14 protein-coding genes are annotated in these 16,506 nt (G+C 37.1%); all 14 read right to left on the minus strand.

The features are described 5' to 3' along the window. Nucleotides 1–2 precede the first annotated feature (2 nt). The 14 genes from D0T60_RS01505 to D0T60_RS01570 all read right to left on the minus strand — a co-directional run bounded on the left by D0T60_RS01505 (nt 3) and on the right by D0T60_RS01570 (nt 16,345). Nucleotides 3–1,361: a hypothetical protein gene (locus tag D0T60_RS01505; RefSeq protein ID WP_163216383.1), complete on the minus strand. Its 1,359-nt coding sequence runs from the start codon at nt 1,359–1,361 to the stop codon at nt 3–5. Between the two features lie 16 nt (nt 1,362–1,377). After that, the gene (locus D0T60_RS01510) at nt 1,378–1,848 is read right to left on the minus strand and encodes a hypothetical protein (protein ID WP_163216384.1); all 471 of its coding nucleotides are present in this window, start codon (nt 1,846–1,848) and stop codon (nt 1,378–1,380) included. A 162-nt stretch (nt 1,849–2,010) separates the two neighbouring features. Continuing rightward, nucleotides 2,011–2,487 (minus strand): anaerobic ribonucleoside-triphosphate reductase activating protein, encoded by a 477-nt coding sequence (nrdG, locus tag D0T60_RS01515; RefSeq protein ID WP_163216385.1) that lies wholly within the window; start codon nt 2,485–2,487, stop codon nt 2,011–2,013. Further along, complete coding sequence (nrdD, locus tag D0T60_RS01520; RefSeq protein WP_163216386.1) at nt 2,487–4,649, minus strand: anaerobic ribonucleoside-triphosphate reductase; 2,163 nt, start codon at nt 4,647–4,649, stop codon at nt 2,487–2,489. The genes nrdG and nrdD overlap by 1 nt, the downstream gene beginning before the upstream one ends. Continuing rightward, complete coding sequence (locus tag D0T60_RS01525) at nt 4,640–5,470, minus strand: FAD-dependent thymidylate synthase (protein WP_163216387.1); 831 nt, start codon at nt 5,468–5,470, stop codon at nt 4,640–4,642. The genes nrdD and D0T60_RS01525 overlap by 10 nt, the downstream gene beginning before the upstream one ends. Nucleotides 5,471–5,480: 10 nt before the next feature. Then, nucleotides 5,481–5,906 (minus strand): hypothetical protein, encoded by a 426-nt coding sequence (locus D0T60_RS01530; protein ID WP_163216388.1) that lies wholly within the window; start codon nt 5,904–5,906, stop codon nt 5,481–5,483. Nucleotides 5,907–5,951: 45 nt separating this feature from the next. Beyond that, entirely contained in the window at nt 5,952–7,718 is a 1,767-nt protein-coding gene (locus tag D0T60_RS01535) for a hypothetical protein (protein WP_163216389.1), read from the minus strand. Nucleotides 7,719–7,720: 2 nt separating this feature from the next. Beyond that, on the minus strand, nt 7,721–8,251 hold the full coding sequence (locus D0T60_RS01540; RefSeq protein WP_163216390.1) for a hypothetical protein: 531 nt from the start codon (nt 8,249–8,251) through the stop codon (nt 7,721–7,723). Next, nucleotides 8,248–9,159 carry a hypothetical protein gene (locus D0T60_RS01545; RefSeq protein ID WP_163216391.1) on the minus strand — a complete coding sequence of 304 codons (912 nt, stop codon included), beginning with the start codon at nt 9,157–9,159 and terminating at the stop codon, nt 8,248–8,250. Before D0T60_RS01545 ends, D0T60_RS01540 begins: the two co-directional genes overlap by 4 nt. Beyond that, nucleotides 9,159–10,034 carry a hypothetical protein gene (locus tag D0T60_RS01550; RefSeq protein ID WP_163216392.1) on the minus strand — a complete coding sequence of 292 codons (876 nt, stop codon included), beginning with the start codon at nt 10,032–10,034 and terminating at the stop codon, nt 9,159–9,161. The genes D0T60_RS01545 and D0T60_RS01550 overlap by 1 nt, the downstream gene beginning before the upstream one ends. After that, nucleotides 10,034–10,714, minus strand: coding sequence for a hypothetical protein (locus D0T60_RS01555; RefSeq protein ID WP_163216393.1), 681 nt, complete (start codon nt 10,712–10,714; stop codon nt 10,034–10,036). Before D0T60_RS01555 ends, D0T60_RS01550 begins: the two co-directional genes overlap by 1 nt. Nucleotides 10,715–10,752: 38 nt before the next feature. Continuing rightward, a complete protein-coding gene (locus tag D0T60_RS01560; protein ID WP_163216394.1) occupies nt 10,753–14,280 on the minus strand; it encodes a hypothetical protein in 3,528 nt (1,175 codons plus the stop codon). A gap of 275 nt (nt 14,281–14,555) precedes the next feature. Continuing rightward, on the minus strand, nt 14,556–15,044 hold the full coding sequence (locus D0T60_RS01565) for a hypothetical protein (protein ID WP_163216395.1): 489 nt from the start codon (nt 15,042–15,044) through the stop codon (nt 14,556–14,558). After that, the gene (locus D0T60_RS01570; protein ID WP_163216396.1) at nt 15,044–16,345 is read right to left on the minus strand and encodes a reverse transcriptase domain-containing protein; all 1,302 of its coding nucleotides are present in this window, start codon (nt 16,343–16,345) and stop codon (nt 15,044–15,046) included. Before D0T60_RS01570 ends, D0T60_RS01565 begins: the two co-directional genes overlap by 1 nt. Between the last annotated feature and the right edge of the window lie 161 nt (nt 16,346–16,506).

Below are 16,506 nucleotides of genomic sequence, written 5' to 3' on the forward strand. Positions count from 1 at the left end.
AATTATCTTCTTTTTCTCTCTGGACGAGCACTACGTCTATCTGTTCTTCCTGGACGTTCAGCAGGTTCGTTTGTGTCTTCGTTTCTACGACCTCGCGCAGAACGTGATGGTCTTTCCGGCTCCGGTTCTTGTTCCGGCTCATTCTCCGGTTCTTCGTCAGAGCCTTCCGGTTCCGGTTCTGCGGCAGGTGCAGGTTGGTTATCTTGTTGTCCATCATCTTCACCCAACACATCTTCGATTTCTTTAAGTAAATCAAGATTTGTTTTTTTACGAGAAAATACCACTTCAAGATCATTCACCTCAATGAATTCTTTGATATCTGCACGAAGGTCTTGTCCTTCTTCCGATTTGTCATCTAACCCATTTTCTTCTAAGCGATCAAAAGCGTCCCACAACGCGTCAATTCCGTTGCCTCCAGTTTGAGTGACGGCATCTGACGCGCTGCCATCAAATGTGAAATGACTGTTATCATCAGCTGGGAGAGTCATCTTTATCTTGTCAATGCAATTAGCAATTCTTTCCTCACTCATTACATCTATTTGAAGTTTCTCGTCAAACTGTTTGAGGAATGCAATAGTTGCTTCTAAGTGGAAGCGGGTATAACGATAAAGAGCTTCTGGCAAACGAGGCGCATCAAGTAATGATTGCAATTCATCATCACTCAAAATATCAGTGTCGGAAACTGCGTCAATATTGAAAGAATATTCCGTTTTTTTCTTTTCTGTTTTACGTGTTATTTCGACCAAATACGCATTTTCAATGGAAGAGATAGGACATGGCGCTTTGCCTTTTTTGAGTAACTTTTCCCAAAGCTTGATTTTTCGGTCTTCCAAATCCTTGTATTGAGAATACGATAAACCTAAAATCTGCATTCCATCTGCACGTTTGTCTGCATCCAAAATATACATACAACGGTTAGAGTTCCATTTTAATCCACCATTAAAGCTGCTTTCTTTGATCTTCTTAATGAGAGCTTCATCATCGCTGTACTTTTCGGAAGCGACAGAAACGTATTCGTCAACAAGGTCGCATTTTAAATCAGGGAAAGCATAATTAGCATTGCAGATATTAACATAGACTGGTTTTTCTTTGCCCTTATTGTCCTTGCCCATGATTTTCAGAACCATATCCTTGATTGGATACTCATAGCCTTTACGCTCCATAGGAAGAGCTTTGCCATCTTGGTCTATTACTGGGGCCAAAGGAAGGATTCGAACACTGTACGTGCCATCAGCAGTCATTCTGAAATGTTTTGTGCGACTACCAGATTCGCTCGCACTTTTCTTTTTTGCTTCTTCAAAGGTTTCTTGTGCTTGACTGAAAATGTCAAATACAGATAGATTTTTTTCTTGTTCCGTCATCTTAGTAAGAATGATATTAAATTTTCCGAGAATAATTATCCCACTGGGAAGCATACGCTCCTGCGTAAATTTCTTTTGCTTCCGGAGCTTTCAATTCATCCCTAACCGGGATTTCTTTTATGCCCCATTCAGTTTCAGCATGGCGAATGATTTTCTCGATAACATCATTCACCTCAATTGATTTTTCTGTTTTCAAGTCAAAGTATTCGTACTTTTCTCCTGCGATTATATCAGTTCTCATTGGAGCATATATCTCCTCAAAGTAACTGTATAGGGCACCTACTGACGGATGTTCTGGAAGAGCATCAGATATTCGCTTTAAAACGATTCCAAATAGGTACTTCAATTGAGGTAGAGCTTTATTTTTTTCTTTATCGAAAAGGAGATAGCCATATTCGCCATCTTCCAGTTCATTAATAGAATCCATCAGCTCTGTTTTGTCGGCATTACCATTGTCGATGTTGATAATGCCTTTACTTTTAATCATTACATAGATACATTATTTTTGAGTTTTGTGAAGGCAAAGGTATATAAAAAATATAAATGTGCAAATGATTCTTCAAACTTTTATATATTCAAATCACTATGCGAATTGTAAACGACTGAAACACAGTGTATGTTTATGTTATAATATATCATAAATATATTATTAATATATGCGATTATGATATTTATTTTGAAATTTATGTGTGTAATCTACCAATTTGCCACTTTCATCTACTAAGTAAAATCTTTGGTTTGTGTTTTTGTCACTTAATGGACCACGACCTTCAATGTATGACCCGATTTTTATGTAATCAAAATTAGAAATATTGATTTTAGATGAGATTTTGTCTCGTCCAGAATACCATGCCGATTTTAAGTTTAATGATTTTATTACACTTGATAAATAATCAACATACTCAGGATTTGAATCCCCACCCATTATTGATACACATGTTATTCCATTGTTTTTTTTGATAAGTTTCAACAAGGAGTTTTCAGTTAGGCATTCACCTATATCATGCCATAAATATAAGGAATGGCACCCCCGACAATGACAGGGGCACCCACTTATATTGATTGCAAGAGTGATTTCGTCTGGTATTTCAGAAAAAACCACTTTTGTATCAACAAACTTTAGCATTATTCAATAATTTGTGAATAGACACGTTTTCCGGCCTCGACTCTGCGACCTTTGCTGAAGTTGGAAATAGGTCTCAAGTAACCAATAATTCGTGTCCACCAGGTAATCCTATCGCTTCCGCATTGAGGGCATTGAGAGAGCTTGTGTTTCGATATATGGCCGCATTCAGCACATTGAGAGTTTGGAATATTGAATGTGAAATAGTTTGTTCCTTCTTTTACCGCATATTCAATCAACAACCGATACTGTTCTTGACTGAGGTGTTCTTCCAGGTTGCAGTGTAAAGCAACGCCTCCATCCAATGACTCAACATATTTCTTGCCATGAAGCCTGAATTTTTCGAGAACTGACACAGATTCATCGTCTGGTTTGTAGAAATAACTGTTGTAACAGTTTCTATCTTCAGGAATCCAATATCCATCTTCCTTATCCCATTGATAATTCTTGATAGCGAGACTTTCTGCTGGTACAAATTCGCAATTAAATTTCAGATGATGTTTACTTTTGATGTCTTCATGTAACCTGTTTTGTTCTCCAATGGTTGAAGTTATTAGATTGCAAAAATCCTGATAGCGTTTATTGTCATTGATTTTGATGCCAATAAATTCAGCAGCTTCATTTAGTCCATTGATGCCAATAGTCAGAAATTGTTGGTTTAAAGAAATATAACCTTCTGAATAAACGGGCATCATTTTATTGTCATATAAATCCCAAAGCAATTCGTTGTATGCAGTGTGGTATTTATATACTCGATCCAATATGTCAGACAGGTAGCGCTTTAAATCGTTAGGATCATATTCTCCATCAACTTTATTATTTAAACGCATGAAGTCTTGAATGATTCGGTTTAGATTGAGTGTAATAACAGACTTGCTTCCAGTTGCAACTCCTGTAAGGCCACTGGTAAAACTAAATTCGTTCTTTTCAAGTTTGTTTTTTAACCGGCAGCAACTGCTTAGTGAGTCAGCATTATCGGAGATATATGTAAAAAATGAATGTCCTGCTGCATACATTTCAGCAACAAATTCTTTATAATCTTTATCGATAATATCATTTCCATCAGACAACATGGCAACAGTCTCCACTGGAAACGTAAGAAGGCACTTTTGTCTTTCTGCATTAAACCAACGCATAAATTTCTTCTGGAGGTAATCTACCGCTTCCCAACTCGGCTTTGTTCCATCCGGATATACAAAATCCGAAAACAAAGCCTCCCAGTAATTTTTATCATAATAGCTGATATTTGTAAATGGAGACTGATAACTCCTGTTTCCTGCCGGTTGATTAATTGTGTAAACAATGTTCTGGAAGGCTTGCTCAATCGTGTCAGAAATTGTTTTGTGCTTTATTTTAGAATGTTGAACGATGTCATAATCATTCATATAAAAGAATTCACCCCATTCTTTTATGCAATAATAAGCAATCACGTTGAAAAACTCCCCAAAAGCAACAGCTCCCTGAAATTGAGATGATAATAAGAATGCAAGATTACCGAATTGCCCGGTGAACGAATCCAGATTTTGAGGAGCTTTCGTTCCCAAACGATCTAAAGTGGCTGTTCCTCGTTGCATGAACGGATATAGATTTACAGCTACACAATATGGCTTAATAGCCGGTGCAGAACCCTCATCATGTTTATAAATAGTTTTTGAATTCAAGTCCTTAATATAATCGGGCGCACTAACACCATACAGCTCTTTCAGCTTCTTCACAATACGATACCGGCTAACGTCAGTATTAAATGTTTTGTATAATTCGGCTTCCAACGTAGCAACATTTTTATTCTGAATATTGGCATTTCCATCTATTTCAGAAGACGTGGCAGCATTTTCATTACTTGTGCTATATTTTTCAATGTAATCGGCCCGGTCTTTGATTAATCGCAGTTCTTTATGTTTTTCGCGATATACCGCAAACACTATAGCGGTTTTAGAGCATTTAAGCCCAATCAAGGCATTTTGAATAATGTCTTGAATTTCTTCAACGCACAGTTTTTTTTTAGAATTCTCCAGAAGCCCACACACCACTTCTGTTACTGTTTTCGCTGACTTTTCGCAAAAATTCAAATCACTATGTGAAGCCATGAATGCCTTTTTTACAGCATTATATACTTTAGCTTCATTAAAACTTTCTATTGTTCCGTCTCTTTTGATTACTTGCATAACCCTTGTTGTTTTTCAGAAAAGTTAGTAAGATACTGTTCTAATTCAATTTTAAATGCTGGTGTATTGTTGAATCCACAGCAAGTTGATTCTCCGCAGATTCCTCCGCGATAAACACATTTTCGTACCATCACAGAAGATAGTGCTGGATCGACAAGTTCAATTTGTTTTTTGATTTCTTGGAAAACCAGAACAGTTTCCTTATGCGCTTGAAGGCAAAGGCGCAACTTGGCCATATCTATTAATGATTGTGCATTAACAAATAATCCAAGATTTACTGGAGTGTAACGGTCAGAGTTCTCCTTTAGCCATTCCAACTCTTGAATTGAGTCTTCCAACGCTTCTTCCAATCCGTCATTGTATCCATTTTGGTGCATATTCAAATGAAGACTTAACTTTTCTACGACAGAAGACACCTTCGCAATAAGCCCGGGGTTTCCACCTTTTCTATCGTCTCTGCATGTTAACTGGAAGGGCACAGAGCCGACGTGATGCCTCAAAAGATGAGTTGCAATAAATAATGGAATGTTTTTGGCCGTGATCCAGAATAGTTGAGTTCTGGCTGGAGAGTGCTCCGATTTGTAAATGCTTAATAATTGTTGTCGGCTTTTACCGAGGAAAGTCATCTCACACGCCTCTTGCATGAGAGATTCGTCCGTTACCTTGCGGACGGATACAACAAAATCTTTCATTAAAAATAACTGAATGAAATAAATAAGGGGATTCTGGAGTATTTCAATTGAGATGACAAAGGTAATAATTCTATTTAAGAAGAAAAGAAAAATAAAGGGAATATATTTATACCCCCTTATTCGAATCATGGATAACAGATTAATTGTCAACCATCCTTTTGCGCATTTTTATGTAGTAGAGTTCAATACTTGCATTTGTTTTTACTGGCCTGCCAGCATACAAACCGTATTTTCTGTATTTAATCAAACACCGTCTGAATTTCGGTTTCTGAAACAGAGGATTGTTTGATGCGTATCCAATAGCCTCGATTAAATCTGCTGATGGAGCGAATGAAGCTCCATTAGCGTCAATAATAAGTTTGTATTCCAACGGAGCTTCATGTTTTAAATAATGTCCAATCCGAGTTTCATCAAACGTCCTCTTTATCCTCTTTCTTCCGGGTCTTTTTCTTTTTACTTTCGATTTGCTCACCCCCTTCGGTAAGCTCTTCTGCTCTGGATTCTTCTTTGAGTCGTTCATCTTCTTTGTGATTTCTTTCTCGTTTTCTAACAGCTTCTTCTTCATTCTGAGCCATTGCTTTCGAGTCTTTTACAAAATTGTGAATCTTCATTATACCATATATGTTATTGAGAATGGGATTCTTACACCATGATTATTGCAATAATCAACGATGCAGTTTCTACTATTAGCGTCAATATGGCAACGCCATTGTCCGGAATAGGACGACACAACTGTGCTAAAGGCGACAGCGTAAGTAGGTGGGTCAATTGTATTTGGGATTATGAATAATGTATTTGAATGAATAGTGGTAACGTAACCTTGAATGGAGACAATATTACCTATTTGTCGTACATATAAATCACTGGTTATTTTCACCCAGCCAGAATCTTTCATTTTCGGCTGGAAGTCTCCACCGTAAGTAGCTCCAATATTAGAACATATCTTTTTCTTTGCATCTTCCGTTGAAGCCATGTCAGATAGTAACTTAGACAATTCAGGAACTTTCTTTATAACATCATCCATCGAGACAGCATCAATTTGCGAACGCAAAGTGGATTTTAATACAGTTGTTGAGATAAACTGAGAGAAGCCGCCATTAATTGCAGCAAACCTCTTATCTGCATCTGTTGTTGAGTAAACGCCATCAGCCTTAGCGTATTTCTTAAACTCTAATGAGACATCGTTTTTTAGAGCATATTTATCAGAAAGCTTAGCGCCATTCTCCATAATGACCGGACCTAAATTAACAGCCTCCAGTCCTTTGATAGATATATTTGCTAATGAATTATATATTTCAAATATTTTATCGGTTGTTGAGTTGTAGCCAATATATGCAACTTGACTGGAAGAAGAATCCACCCAAGAAACAATTTTTTGAAGGGAATTATTTGACTTTGCAAAAGAACTTTTCAGAATAAGCCCGGCTGCTTGGGAACCTGAAATATTTAATTGCCCATTCAAAGTTGCCAATGAGGTTTTACCATCAATTCCTAAAATAACCCCACTTTTTCCATTTCCAATGTATGTATTACGGTAATATTGGTTTCCACCATTGTAGCCCAGATAATTGACATACAATGATCCGGAATCAGTTGGCACACCATCGTTATATAAGTTATTGCCAGTGTTTTTTATGTTTCCAAATTTTCCAGAATCAGATGCTATCGGTTTTTTAAAGCTAACAAGTTGACCATTAGCTGAGAATATTGCGTTGTTGTTGATGCTAAAAAGAAAGCCATTATCGTTAGATAACGCAATTTTGTAAACAGGACCATTGCTGATCTGGGATTGAATTATAAGATTTGTGCCCTCATAAAATATTTGCCCAACTGAATTTCCTGACTTTACAATAGCCCTATCCTCGGTTTGTATCGTTCCTTTAGAATTTACTTTATTCAAAAAGTTAACGATTCCCTTTACATCTTGTGTACCCGCTGAAGGGTCTAAGACTAAAGCGTATTTCCCAAAGAGAGCATCTTTCATTTGTTTTCCACCGGATGCCGATATTGAAATATATTGCGGGATTGCTCCGGTCAAAGGATCAAGAACAGTCGGCACACTCTTACCGATAGCGCATCCATAAATATTACGCCCTACTTTGTCTGTTCCACTTGCATAGGCCACACTTTCAGTTTTATTCGATTCATAAATATATTGTGGCCAGGTACAACCAGTAGCACCTTGGAAGTAGCGTAATTTGCCATTTATATAGATATAGCCATCACTTATTGTTGTGCCGGATACTTTACATCCATTTACGATGAAATTGTCACAGCCATCAAAAATAGAAGAGAATGCTAATGCAAGATTTTGAAGGTTCAGAACATCATCAACGTATGTGTATCGCCCTCCTGTTTGAGCAGCAAATTCTTTCATTATTACGAATTAAATTTTATCTTAAAAGTTTTACCAGAGATTTTGTATTTGTCAACATAATAAGTGACCATGGCGATATAGGCCTCTTTTGAAATCAATCTTGTATCTATTTCTGGGGAATAAACATAAAAACTGCATTCGTTTTCATCGGTTAATTCACCATTATAGTTGAGTGGGGTTGAATTCTTCTTGCCTTCTGACTCATATTTGAACAGTAAATTATCTACTTTAATAATGTCAGCAGCTTCCGAATATATAGGCACCCCAACCCTTTTTCCATTTTTAACGAAAACATGTTGGGTTTTGTCTTTAAAATAAACATCAAATTTTCGATTTAAAAACCACTCCAGCTTAATTATTTGCGAGGTCATAGTTGCCTCTATTTTAGTTTCCTTGGCCCATTTTGCAAACTCATCATTTATGATCTGTAATGGTTTCATTAAAGCTTGCAAATATAAAATCAGCTTCCTTCCTGATAGGTAATGGGCAGAAAGTTGATTTATAGTTTTATCAAAATTTATACTGTACCTCATCTTTCTTCAATTTTCAAAATTATAGATTCTCTCCAAGTCTGTAGTGTAGCTTCAGAACCTTCCTTAGAACTTTGTTTTATGAAACCGCTGTTTGGGGTGAACATCCTATCAACTCTTTTTTCATAAGTACCCGGATTCTTCTCATCTTCAATGAGTAAATTGTCGTCATCATATTGAGCGACAAAAATTCCTTGATGATCGCTGGATGAATCGCTTATGTAGACATCTAATACATGATCCGCTTTTTGAATAGCATCGACAATTCTTTGCACATATACAACCCCATTAAATTCAATATTAGCTATAAAATCATTCAAAGAATTTTCTATATTTTGGTACACTTCATCTTCACTTACCGCTCCATCATAATAAACTGTTACTCTCGGGACCAAGACATCGCCATGGCGACTAACAACATTGATGCTCGTTCCGGCAAATTTAATTTTGTCAACATAAGATCGTATTGCTAAAAGTTCATTGCCTTCTATTCGTTCGTAGGCTCCCGATTTACCTGTTGCAATTTTTAGCAACAAAAGTTTGTCATTAAAACCTGCGGATGAATATTCAGAATAACTCACTCTTGAAATAATTCGTTTTTCCTCATTTATAACACCATAAGAAAAAGCAGTACCTTCCTCATTCATCATCAACTCGCCGCCAGATTGATATTTCAACAAAGCATTTGCATAATAGGCCGGTGTGCCATTTATTCTGTTTTGTAATTCCTTGGCCAAGTCTATTTTAAACACATCTAAAACTGTTTCAAACACCATTATACAGGCCGAAACGACCCAAGTGAAGGCATCCAAAACAGACATTTTAGATGAATTTGTAAATTCTGTCAACTCTAAATATTGATCCCTAATTTGCTTTGATGTAGCATATATTTCAGTTAATGATCTTGCCATTATTCTTTTGTATAAATATCTCCGTTAATAATAAATTTCCATTTACCAGCGTCATTCCAACTTGGTTCGTTGATAATTGTTTGTATGGCTTGCATTCCCTTTTCTGTTGGTGTTGTATTCAAGAGAACAACACAATTACGTCTATTGCCATAATTAGTTGCTATGTATTGCAGATAATTGTCCAATACAGAAACATCGGTAAATCGAACATTCAAGAGATTCAATTCCTGAAGACTCATATCAGATATGGGCTCTAATTCTGAAATTACCATACCTTGCAAGTTCAATATTACTGTTCCCTCAAACAAGAATAGACCTTTTAAAGAATATCCGTTTGATTTGCTTATATATTCATCAACAATCAAAGGTCTTGTTAAGAACATGTCTCCATTCAAATTAGACGCATCAAAGGTCGTAAAAGTACAATCACCATAAAATTTCAACCGCCTTGTATCAACAATGCTATCAAAATAGTGAGTTATTTCTTGTGGTTGATTTGATAGAGCAATCGTCTCTAAATCAGAATTATCCCCCCAGTCTATTTGAACATTACCTTGTCCACCAATAATGATGCTGGAGGACACTATCTTATTATCTATTCCACATACGGCAAATAAATCATAATTTGGTTTTTTAAAATAAACATGTCGCTCTCCATTTGCCGGGATATAATTGTTTTCTTTGATGCTCTTAACAATACCATCATTTATCACAAAATAGTCATGGTACTCTAATCTCGTTCCGGTTTTTAAGTCGGTATTCATTGTGAGTGATTCGTTACTTATCAGAAGATCAAACAATCCTTCAACAGAGCCGTACAGCTCTAATGCTACATCAAATATATTTTGATTGGGTTTTACTATATGTTGCGCCATCAATCATTATTATAGTGTTCTAATTCAAGTTGCAAGTCTTTTGACTCCAAATCAAATGCTGCATTTTTTACATTCATACCATCATCTCCAAATTCCCTCTGCAATACAGCGGATAATTCAGTGTAATGTATATTACTGTTTACCCATCGTATCAACCCAACTCCAGTCAAAGGGTAACGATAATTATTTGTAGGCAAACATTTCAACATAAGGTTTGCATTTTGTCGTTTTGCAGGAACTATATTGACATCGCTTTCATTTCCAGAATAAATATTAGCATAACCCTTATTTAATCTTATATAAAAAACATTTTCTGAAATCAATAATAATTGAGAAGCGTATATGTTTTTCATATCACCCCCACATAGTCCTGATCTTGCCAAAAACCAATCACTTCCATCTACCGGGTTTTGAATAAAGGAACTTGTTTCATCACTAAAAATTCTTTTTATTCTAACATAAAACTCTTTGTATTTTGGAGTGTATGGGATTGATATATATACCCCATTTTCTTTTATTGTGGCTTCTGAAATATTGCCTGGTAGTTGAATCTCTCCATAGATATACCGCTCAAGCCCTCCATTGTTGGTTATCCAATTGAAAGTTCGCAGCTTAGGGGTGTTGTGAGGGTTTATAACAATATCCCCAGTATTTATATGTATCTCAATATCTTTACGCATCTATAATGATAATTATTCTATTTGTGATATTTTAGTATTTAAGGAATAATTTTGAGTGTGTTGCCATCGCGCCATACAGAGCCGGGAGAAAGACCGGATGCTGAGGTGGGTAATTTTTGTAGTATCACCTCCAACATTGAGTTGTAGGTATGCACAGCAAAAACTGGACCACCAGATGAATTCTTATCAGCAGCAACAACCAGTTCGTCATCTCTCAAATGTGTAGACCTCCCAACATAAACAACGCCAGGGTCTATTCTTGTCTTATCGTCGATCGAGAGCCGAGCCCACCCTCCTGCATAAAAACCCCACTCACTAACTATTGTTCCGGCAGAATTTACAAGTCTGATTGTACTTCCATTTGAATTTGGTGTTATCATTATCCTGTTTCCACTATTACTACTTGACAATGATAAATTACCATTAGCATCCCAAGATAACCCGCCATTCGCAAGTTGGCCTGATCCGTTGTAATTGAGTTTCCACTTGGTTCCATTGGTTATGGAGCCATCAGCACCCAATGTAATACCATTTTTCGATATTTGATTTGTATCGATCGTCCAACCTCCAATAGTGCCTCCAACAGCAGTAATTCCGGTTCTATCCAAAGTTACTTTTGCTACATTGGAGTCATCTCTGACGGAAATGCTGCCATTATATTTGCTGCCACCAACAACCAAGGTAGAGTCAACCAGTATTTGTCCGGCTTTAACCGTACCTGTGTAGATTCCATTAGCGTCGATAGTTGTCATATACCGCTCAGTAGACTGAACATCGAACACCGTAGCATAAGCAACCTTCCATTTTACAGGAGAACTATCTGTACCTACAGCGCCAGTAAGAGCAAAGAAACAAGTTGATGAAAAAGTACCACTTTTCCCACACACGATCTTGCAAATGTACTCTTCCCAATTACCAGTTCCGGCTGTAGGGGTTAACCACTTCTGACTTCCCCCATCTCCAATCGAATTACTATGATGGGATATAGCTCTTCCCACAGGAATATTTGCTACAATTCGTGCAATCAAAACACGACACGCTGTGGTGACAGTGCCAAAATAAAAGCCTCCGCAATACGGAGAGGCAGCACCAGTATTTGTTACAACTAAAGAAATCTTATTGTCATTAGGAGCAGAAGAATCCGAAGTGCGAGTGATTGTTACCGTTCCATTATTCGAATTATTGTATACATCGACACTATTGTTCCCATTGATAAATGTTGGGTCGCGATACAACATCCTTCCAAAAGCCATAGCCAACGCCAACTCTTTTGCGGCTTCTGCTTTAGCAGTAGCATCAGTAGCAGCCGCATTAATAGCCTCTTCTTTAGCTTTTGCAGCCTTATCTTCTGCATATTTTTTAGCAGCAGCAGCAATTGCATTTAACACAGTTTGTTTTGCTGCATAATAAGCAGTCTGGGTGGTAGTAAAAGCCGCAGCAATAGTAATATTTTCGGGTGATGCAGCTGTGTGATTGGTTAATTGAGTATTGTAATTCGTATAAGCAGTAACATAAGCTGTTGAGCTTACTGAATATTTTGCCGCATCTGCAACAATCTGAATCTTCTCATCAGCTAACCCCTTTTGCTCCTGTTTCAACGCTAATTTTTCGGTTGGGGAAATAATTGAATCTTTCGCCCAGTCATTAAGCCGATCTCTTGCAGCAATAGCAACTGAATTAGCATCGTTTGCCTTTGCCTGAGCCGCATTTGCTGCATCGGTAGCCACCTTTACTTTGTTTGCAGCATCAGTAGCAGCCGCATTAATAGCCTCCGTCTTCTTTTCATCAGCATACGTCTTGGCAGATGACAATGCACTATTGGCCGCATTCGTCCAGTTTAAAGATACTGAAGAAGCAAAAGTAACAACGCCATTATTATCCCAACTTATATTCCCTCCAGCAATAGCTCCGGCACCATTAGAATCAAACCGCCATTTAAAACCACGAATACCAGATGTACTAATAGTGATATTGCTGGCGGCACTTGTGAATCCGGAAGATTTAAGGGTACCTGAATAAATTGCCTCATTATTAAATTTCCAACCGGCAATTGTCGAATCTCCCGAAGAAATAAGGGAAAAGATTGTTTTTCCACCATTAACTCCCGTTAATTCAACACGACTGGAACCTCTTTTTAAGAAAATACCACTATTGCTTTTTATCGTAGTTTCAAGTGAAGATGAAGCAATATTACTTATGTCAGTAGCTGAAAGGTAAAGTCCCGCTAAAGCTGCTTCTGAAATTAATGCAACATACTGGTTTGACAACCTTTGCGAAGACATCTTCCAGCCAAGCAAAGTTCCGGAAGTGCTATTAAAAGTGATCAAGCCTTTCATAAAGCTTATGTCGCCATTTGCATCAATATACCAACCATAACCCCTTACACCTCCTGTACCAATCGTTATAGAGCCTGAAGCGCTGGTGTACTGCTTTGTGGTATTGTTTTTAGTGCCTATATAAAAAGACTCATTGTCAAAATTCCATCCGGCAATGAAGTTTGTTGAACCAAGTTTGAAAGTGTTTTTTGAACCAGACATATATCCTTCAATGCCATAAGAATTGGCTGAAGTGTAATGTATAGCAATGCCTCCGCTACTTACCACTTTATCATAATGCTTGAACGTATCAGCTACACTGCTTAAAGTAGACATATCGAATGGACTAACGCCAATATAATGTTTGGATGAGTCAAGAACAATGTAGTTGGAATAAAGCAAGTTTTTTGTTATTTTCCACCCACCGATGTCGCCTTCAGAGGACGTTACTTTTCCTTTAAAGTAGGCTGAACCATCCTTAGAGAATTTCACATTCCCTTTGGAGAAAACGGCTTCACCATTTTTGTATATTCCCCAAAAGATATTGTTATTAATATCCTTTGCAAAAATGCTGCCCTCAGACAATATCTGCAAACAGCCATCAGCAGTTTGTATTCCACCATTGTTTATATCCCAACCGCCGATGCTTCCACCAGTTTCATTTATATGAAAAATTTCTTTTCCCTCTTTATACCCATAAATACCAGCACTACTGTTTGGAGCTATACCTTCAGGTCCAATATAAACACCCGTAAGTACACTCATTTGGCTTTCCGACGTTACCTTTTTACCAACAAATATTTGAGGAGTGATAAGATAATCGCTACCAATCTTGGTTTTATTATTCTCCCAATCTTTAATCCAGTCTAAAGTATTTACATCCCTTATTGTTGTAAATTGAAATGTACCGCCAGTTGTTTCCCCATAGGTTGTGGTGAATTCGAATTTTACATGTCCGGTTAAAATATCGGTTGGAACTGTTTTAAGCCTGAATCTTTTAGTGAGACCATTGTTGATGTCTGAAATAGTGTACTGTATCCGAGCATCACTGACTTCAACGACTTTTAAAGTATACGCAAGTTGTTTTGGACCTAAAAATAAATTCAGGTCAGTGAATGCTTTATCTAAATTTTGATTCCCTCCGTTGAAATCTGCACTAATTGAACATGACGCTGGAGACATCGAAATAGTAAGACCATCCTTAACAGGTGTTAGAATTATACTATCTGACGCTATTATGTTTTTACTCATTAATTTGTTCTATTTATAAAGAATAGATAGAACAGCATTGTTTTGGTTATTCAATGAGTACAAATAAGGCTGATGGCGTTAGTGCTTTGTTGATTCTCTAATTATGATTATATTTGCAGCATCTCACCTACATTTAATGTAGATAAAAGTATGATAAAGCCGAAATGCAACGAGGATTTAGGTCCCCGGTTGTGCGTTTCGGCGTGCTTTATTGTTAAATGTAGGTGAGATGACTTTAACAGGCCGGGGACTTTTCTTTTTCCCCAATAGACATTTTATAATTTGTTTCCCAAGTACTGACTTTCATTAAAACTTTCTTTCTTTTTCCATCCTTCCAACAATGTGTTTTGTATGTGTTGTTGTGATTTCAAATAAAAATCTGTTAACTCCTCTAAGGTCGTAAATTCACGATACTTGGGCTGTTCATCTGTTCCGAACTTAAACGTTACGGGGAGTGAACCTTCAATTTTTTGTACAGCCAAATCGTAGGCTGATTTGTAATTAAATTGATTGGTAGTGCTAAGCCAAACTTGGCTTTCTTCGTATATGAATCCAGAAAGAATTTTTTCTTCAATTTGATTATTATGCCATCCCAAAATGATTTGTTTGATTTCGTTCAATGAAGGCTTGTGGTCCAATTCTGTTTCCATATAATTAGCACCATCTTCGTCTTCTTGAATATCCCATCGAACACGCCATTTGTTTTTCTTAGGATTTGTGCATTCTAAGAATGATACATCTGGATTTCCATACACTCTTCTCATTAACTAAAAATATATTTAGTGCGTCCCTTTCCAAATGGTTCCGTTTTGATTGTTGTTTCAAACGGAAGCCCATCCGGAATTTCTTTGATTTGCTGGAGAATATTTTTCATTTCTTCACTTGCGGTGAAAAACTTCTTCATTTCTCCATTGTGTTCAATTGATACCAAGCAACGGTCGGGGCCTTGCTCTGTCTTAATACCCATTTCGAAGTCTTTAACAATAATGGGTAAATTTACCAGCTCTCGTATTGAAACGACAGAGCCCTGAAAACGCTTCTTCCCGTCTTCAGGCTGGTATGATACGTTTAAATCTTTAAAACTTTTCATGTCTGTACCTGTTATTACTTTATATAGATTATTACAATCAGCATGTTTTGCCATGCCATAAAAACTTGCAATCAATTCATTTCTTCTACGTTTGCTTTTTACTTTGTGCAATTTTTGAGCAAAGTTTTTCTTTACGCGTTTACGAAGGCGCACATAATCAGGGCGAATTACATATCCCAAGAAATCAACTCCATCTTCAACTGGGAATATCCTTTCATTCCCTTTGATTTTTAATCCAATTTTATTTATTTGTTCATGCACAATATCTCTTATCTCCCACAGATTCTCTTTTGTCGCATCAAGTATTACAATATCATCGCAATAACGATATAAATACTTAACTCCCATTTTATCTTTTATAATATGATCTAAATGAAATGACAATAAAAGATTACCTAACCCCTGAGAACTTCTGAGACCAATGCTCAAACCGTTCGGAGTTAGGTGTACAAATCCATCTATTATGGAAATAAGCCTACTGTCCTTAAAAACTCGACGTACACATTCCATAACAGTATCTGGATTGATACTTTCATAAAATTTGCTGATGTCAAATTTATAGCAATATTGCGTACCAATAGGGTCTTCCCGCATGTCTCTCTGAATATACTTCATAAGATCGTGCATACCTCTCCCTTGAATACTTGCAGATGTTGTGCGAATAAAATGACTTTTCAAATGTTTGTCCACTACGTTCATTATAGCATGAGTTGCTATTCTATCTTGAAGTGGGATAACCTGAATATGTCTTATTTTATCAGCCTGGGGTATATCCTTTTCTTCGTACCCCTTTACTCGAAACGACCCATCTGCAATTTGTTTTGTCATTTCTTTGATCACCTCCTCTTTGTTTTCGATGAGGTGTTTCCCAACTCGGCTATTTTTTCGTTTGGTTCCACTCATTACCTTGCGGAACGATTTCTCCATGTTGGGATACGCAATAATTTCTTCAATAATGAAACCTTTTCTTCGCATAAAGCCTTCAATCCTTGGGTCCAACTTCTTCGAAACATTTCTGCCCTACCAAACTCTACCCGCTACTTTGTTTTTTCAACTTTCCGAACTATATTCGCTATTGTTGAGGCTTGCCCCCTTTGGCTCCGCTTTGAAAGACACGCTTTCGGTGCTTTATGCCA

The organism is Bacteroides sp. 224, from assembly GCF_010500995.1.
Classification (GTDB): Bacteria; Bacteroidota; Bacteroidia; order Bacteroidales; family Bacteroidaceae; genus Bacteroides.

Excerpts from the sequence above, each read along its gene's own strand:
- D0T60_RS01505 (WP_163216383.1), bottom strand. The coding sequence starts at position 1,361 with ATGACGGAACAAGAAAAAAATCTATCTGTATTTGACATTTTCAGTCAA.
- D0T60_RS01510 (WP_163216384.1), bottom strand. The coding sequence starts at position 1,848 with ATGATTAAAAGTAAAGGCATTATCAACATCGACAATGGTAATGCCGAC.
- nrdG (WP_163216385.1), bottom strand. The coding sequence starts at position 2,487 with ATGCTAAAGTTTGTTGATACAAAAGTGGTTTTTTCTGAAATACCAGAC.
- nrdD (WP_163216386.1), bottom strand. The coding sequence starts at position 4,649 with ATGCAAGTAATCAAAAGAGACGGAACAATAGAAAGTTTTAATGAAGCT.
- D0T60_RS01525 (WP_163216387.1), bottom strand. The coding sequence starts at position 5,470 with ATGATTCGAATAAGGGGGTATAAATATATTCCCTTTATTTTTCTTTTC.
- D0T60_RS01530 (WP_163216388.1), bottom strand. The coding sequence starts at position 5,906 with ATGAAGAAGAAGCTGTTAGAAAACGAGAAAGAAATCACAAAGAAGATG.
- D0T60_RS01535 (WP_163216389.1), bottom strand. The coding sequence starts at position 7,718 with ATGAAAGAATTTGCTGCTCAAACAGGAGGGCGATACACATACGTTGAT.
- D0T60_RS01540 (WP_163216390.1), bottom strand. The coding sequence starts at position 8,251 with ATGAGGTACAGTATAAATTTTGATAAAACTATAAATCAACTTTCTGCC.
- D0T60_RS01545 (WP_163216391.1), bottom strand. The coding sequence starts at position 9,159 with ATGGCAAGATCATTAACTGAAATATATGCTACATCAAAGCAAATTAGG.
- D0T60_RS01550 (WP_163216392.1), bottom strand. The coding sequence starts at position 10,034 with ATGGCGCAACATATAGTAAAACCCAATCAAAATATATTTGATGTAGCA.
- D0T60_RS01555 (WP_163216393.1), bottom strand. The coding sequence starts at position 10,714 with ATGCGTAAAGATATTGAGATACATATAAATACTGGGGATATTGTTATA.
- D0T60_RS01560 (WP_163216394.1), bottom strand. The coding sequence starts at position 14,280 with ATGAGTAAAAACATAATAGCGTCAGATAGTATAATTCTAACACCTGTT.
- D0T60_RS01565 (WP_163216395.1), bottom strand. The coding sequence starts at position 15,044 with ATGAGAAGAGTGTATGGAAATCCAGATGTATCATTCTTAGAATGCACA.
- D0T60_RS01570 (WP_163216396.1), bottom strand. The coding sequence starts at position 16,345 with ATGCGAAGAAAAGGTTTCATTATTGAAGAAATTATTGCGTATCCCAAC.